General features: G+C 66.0%; 6 protein-coding genes and 1 other RNA gene. 5 read left to right on the top strand and 2 right to left on the bottom strand.

The features are described 5' to 3' along the window. From B2U11_RS06055 to B2U11_RS06045, 3 genes are all read left to right on the top strand, one after another. On the top strand, window positions 1-644 hold a 644-nt coding region (locus B2U11_RS06055; RefSeq protein ID WP_292070601.1), incomplete at its 5' end, for a tRNA (adenosine(37)-N6)-dimethylallyltransferase. Further along, window positions 645-1,012: a transfer-messenger RNA gene (gene ssrA / locus B2U11_RS06050) on the top strand. 101 nt (window positions 1,013-1,113) lie between these two features. Beyond that, the gene (locus B2U11_RS06045; protein ID WP_292070599.1) at window positions 1,114-1,584 is read left to right on the top strand and encodes an SspB family protein; all 471 of its coding nucleotides are present in this window, start codon (window positions 1,114-1,116) and stop codon (window positions 1,582-1,584) included. A 5-nt stretch (window positions 1,585-1,589) separates the two neighbouring features. Here the strand turns inward: B2U11_RS06045 and B2U11_RS06040 are convergent, their stop codons facing one another. After that, window positions 1,590-1,943, bottom strand: coding sequence for a RusA family crossover junction endodeoxyribonuclease (locus B2U11_RS06040; RefSeq protein WP_249750681.1), 354 nt, complete (start codon window positions 1,941-1,943; stop codon window positions 1,590-1,592). Window positions 1,944-2,017: 74 nt separating this feature from the next. On the opposite strand from B2U11_RS06040, the gene fumC reads away from it, so the two are divergent. Next, entirely contained in the window at window positions 2,018-3,409 is a 1,392-nt protein-coding gene (fumC, locus tag B2U11_RS06035; protein WP_292070596.1) for a class II fumarate hydratase, read from the top strand. Between the two features lie 73 nt (window positions 3,410-3,482). Here fumC and B2U11_RS06030 read toward each other — a convergent pair whose 3' ends face one another. Next, window positions 3,483-3,722 carry a DUF2171 domain-containing protein gene (locus tag B2U11_RS06030; RefSeq protein ID WP_292070594.1) on the bottom strand — a complete coding sequence of 80 codons (240 nt, stop codon included), beginning with the start codon at window positions 3,720-3,722 and terminating at the stop codon, window positions 3,483-3,485. A 71-nt stretch (window positions 3,723-3,793) separates the two neighbouring features. On the opposite strand from B2U11_RS06030, the gene B2U11_RS06025 reads away from it, so the two are divergent. Further along, the gene (locus B2U11_RS06025) at window positions 3,794-3,970 is read left to right on the top strand and encodes a DUF4169 family protein (RefSeq protein ID WP_292070593.1); all 177 of its coding nucleotides are present in this window, start codon (window positions 3,794-3,796) and stop codon (window positions 3,968-3,970) included. Window positions 3,971-4,012 lie beyond the last annotated feature (42 nt).

Here is a 4,012-nt window from a genome sequence, read left to right as displayed (position 1 = left end):
CCCGGGCGGTGCTGGCCGAGATCGGCCGCCTGGGCGAAGGGGCGCCCGTCATCCTGGTCGGCGGCACCGGCCTGTATTTCCTCAGCCTTACCCGAGGCCTGGCCGATATTCCCGATGTCCCGCTGGAGGTCCGCGACCGGGTCGAAGCGGACTATGCGACATTGGGCGAAGCCGCTTTCCGCGCCCGCCTGGCCCAGGCGGACCCCGCCTCAGCCGCCGCCATCGAGCGCGGCGACCGGCAACGGCTGATCCGCGCCATGAGCGTGCTCGCCGCCAGCGGCCAGCCCCTCAGCGGATGGCGCGCGCAGACTCGTCCGTTGCTTGCCCCCGACGCCTGGCGGGGCATCGTGATGGCGCCTGACCGCGCCGGTCTCTACGACGCCTGCGATCGGCGCGTGGACCGGATGATGACGGGCGGCGCCCTGGCGGAGGTCGAGGCGCTGCTGGTGCGCGGGCTGGACCCGTCGCTGCCGGCGATGAAGGCCGTTGGCGTTCGAGAACTGGCGGACTTTCTTCAGGGGCGATGCTCGCGTCAGCAGGCGACGGACGCGCTGAAACAGGCCACGCGCAACTACGCCAAGCGCCAACTGACCTGGTTTCGTAACCAGACGCCGGACTGGCGTCGCGCCAGCGGCGTCGCATGACGGCTTGGAGATCGGACGGCGAGCGCCTATATTGTCGCTGTCCGGTTTCGGCCGGACTATGGCGATAAAGGCGCCTGTAATAAGCGGACCGGACCCGGGTGCGATTCCCGGCGGCTCCACCATCTTCTCCCCGCGTTATCGGCGGAGGCAGCCATGGGGCCGACTAGCATCGACGGACGTGTAAAGAGGATTGCTTTCGCTCGTCCTGGCCCACCGTATCGGGCCTTTATCTAACTGCGAACGATAACTTCGCTGGAGAAGTCGCTCTCGCCGCGTAATGCGGTTCGAGTGATTTCGAATCTTAAGTCCTAGGGGTTCAGATCCCTGGGCGGGGCCCGGAGGGCGCCTGGCAACAGAAGCCCTCCACTTCTTCACAAGCCCGGCGACAGAATCCCGGCGCTTTACCCTCATGCCATCTTTCGCCCGCGCACGGTCGCCGCTATCAGTCGCGCTCTGAAGCGAGGTGACGATGACCGACCAGGCCCCTCCGGTCGACGAAATGAACTACGAGCGTCTGGCTCACGAAGCCTTGCGCGGCGTGGTGCGCGCGGCGCTTGAGCGGGTCGTCGCCGACGGCCTGCCGGGCGCGCATCATTTCTACATCACCTTCAAGACCCGGGCGCCGGGCGTATCGGTGTCGCCCGACATCCTGGCCAAATATCCCGACGAGATGACGGTCGTGCTGCAGCATCAGTACGACGACCTGCGGGTCGAGGCGGACCGGTTCTCGGTCAAGCTGCGCTTCGGCGGCGTGCCCAAGACGCTGGCCATGCCCTATTCGGCGGTGACGCGCTTCTATGATCCGAGCGTGCAATTCCTGCTGCAGTTCGAGGCGCCGGAAGTCAGCGAAGCCGTGGAGGAACCCACTTCGCCCGAGCCGACCCCGCCGTCCGACGACGGCCCCAAGGTCGTCTCGCTGGATCAATTCCGCAAAAAATAGACGTCCTATCGCGGGTAGGCGCGGATGGTGATCCGCTCGCGTTCGCCCTCGTGGCGTTCGACCAGAAGACGCGCCACCTGGGCGTCGTCGTGGAACAGATAGCCCTTGATGGCGTCCAGCAGGGCCTTGGCCAGATTGTCCAGGTCCATCCAGGGCGGATCGCCGACATGTTCCATGCGGATCTCGACCACATGGTCGCCCCAGGCCGGGCGCGCGCCGCGCCATTCCTTGCGCATGAACTCATAGACCAGGGGCTTGTAGTATTTGGCCTGGGTGGTCAGGCCGTCGATGACGATCTCGACCGCCTGGCCGTCCTCGCGCGCGCGAACCTTGCCGGTTCCGATCCAGCCCGCCGTCATGCGTCCGCCTTGCCCTGCATGGCGTCCGTGCTACACGCCTGCGCAACGCAAAGCCACGCCGGAAGACCAGTCCCATGAGCAACGTCCGCACCGAAACCGACACCTTCGGCCCGATCGAAGTCGCCGCCGATCGCTACTGGGGCGCTCAGGCGCAGCGTTCGCTGGGCAACTTCAAGATCGGCTGGGAAAAGCAGCCCCTGCCGGTCGTGCGCGCTCTGGGCGTCGTCAAGCGCGCGGCGGCCGAGACCAACCGCGACCTGGGCAAGCTGGACGCCAGGCTGGCCGACGCCATCATCCAGGCCGCCAACGAAGTCATCGAGGGCAAGCTGAACGACCACTTCCCCCTGGTCGTGTGGCAGACGGGCTCGGGCACCCAGTCGAACATGAACGCCAACGAGGTGATCTCGAACCGCGCCATCGAGATTCTGGGCGGGGAGATGGGCTCCAAGAAGCCGGTCCACCCGAACGACCACGTCAACATGAGCCAGTCGTCGAACGACACCTATCCGACGGCCATGCACGTCGCCTGTGCCGAACAGGTGGTCAATGACCTGATCCCGGCGCTGAAGCATCTGCACGCCGCCCTGGACGCTAAGGCCAAGGCCTGGGCTCACATCATCAAGATCGGCCGCACCCACACCCAGGACGCCACGCCCCTGACGCTGGGCCAGGAGTTCGGCGGCTACGCCCAGCAGGTCGCCAACGGCATCGAACGGATCGAACAGACCCTGCCCAAGCTGATGGAACTGGCCCAGGGCGGCACCGCCGTCGGCACCGGGCTGAACGCCCCCGTCGGTTTCGCAGAAAAGGTCGCCGCCCAGATCGCCGACATCACCGGCCTGCCCTTCACCACGGCGCCGAACAAGTTCGAGGCCCTGGCCGCCCACGACGCCATGGTCTTCAGCCACGGCGCGATCAACACCGTCGCCGCGTCGCTGTTCAAGATCGCCAACGACATCCGCTTCCTGGGTTCCGGCCCCCGTTCGGGTCTGGGCGAACTGGCGCTACCGGAGAACGAGCCGGGTTCGTCGATCATGCCGGGCAAGGTCAATCCGACCCAGTGCGAAGCCCTGACCCAGGTGTGCGCCCAGGTGTTCGGCAATCACGCCACCCTGACCTTCGCCGACTCCCAGGGGCATTTCGAGCTGAACGTCTTCAACCCGGTGATGGCCTACAACTTCCTGCAGTCGGTGCGTCTGGTGGCCGATGCGGCGATCAGCTTCACCGACAACTGCGTCGTCGGCATCGAGCCGCGCGAGGACAACATCAAGCGCGGCCTTGAGAACAGCCTGATGCTGGTCACCGCCCTGAACGCCAAGCTGGGCTATGACACCTGCGCCAAGATCGCCAAGACCGCGCACAAGAACGGCACCACCCTGCGCGAGGAAGCGGTCGGCGGCGGATATCTGACGAACGAGGAGTTCGACGAATACGTGCGGCCGGAAAAAATGATCGCGCCCCAGTAATCGCGGATTCTAACCCGAAACGAGAAAGGCCCCGCCGGATCGGCGGGGCCTTTTGTCGTCGAGGCGATAGGCCTCAGTGCGGCTTTTCGGTCCAGCGGGCCTTGGCGTCGTCCTTGGTCAGGCTGAGGTGGACATGCTTGTCGTCCACGCGCTCGACCCAGCTGACCGGGATCATGTGGTGCTTGAATGCGCCGGCCAGATCCATCTTCGCCAGTTCGATCTGATCGCCCATGACGTGGTCCACGCGGCCGACGTGCTCGCCGTCCGAACCGACCACTTCCAGGTGTTCCTTGATGAGGGAGGCGTCTACCATGTCGTTTCCTTTCATTGCCTGTCCCCAGAATGCATCGGGCGGCGACGGGTTTCGAACGGCGGAGCTTGCAGATGGGCGAAATCGTCAACCTGAACCGAGCGCGAAAGGCGCGGGACAAGGCCCAGGACAAGGCGCGCGCCGCCGCCAACCGCGCGGCGCACGGCCTGACCGGCGTGGACAAGAAGGCCGCTCGCATCGAGCGCGAGCGCGCCGAGCGTCACATCGACGGGCACAAGCGCGAGGACTGATCCTTCAGGCCTTGGGCGCGCGGATCAGCAGGACCTGGCCGA

This window comes from Brevundimonas sp. UBA7534 (assembly GCF_002479325.1).
Lineage (GTDB): Bacteria > Pseudomonadota > Alphaproteobacteria > Caulobacterales > Caulobacteraceae > Brevundimonas.
Note: the sequence above shows the minus strand (reverse complement) of the source record. Positions and strands in the feature narration are given on the sequence as shown.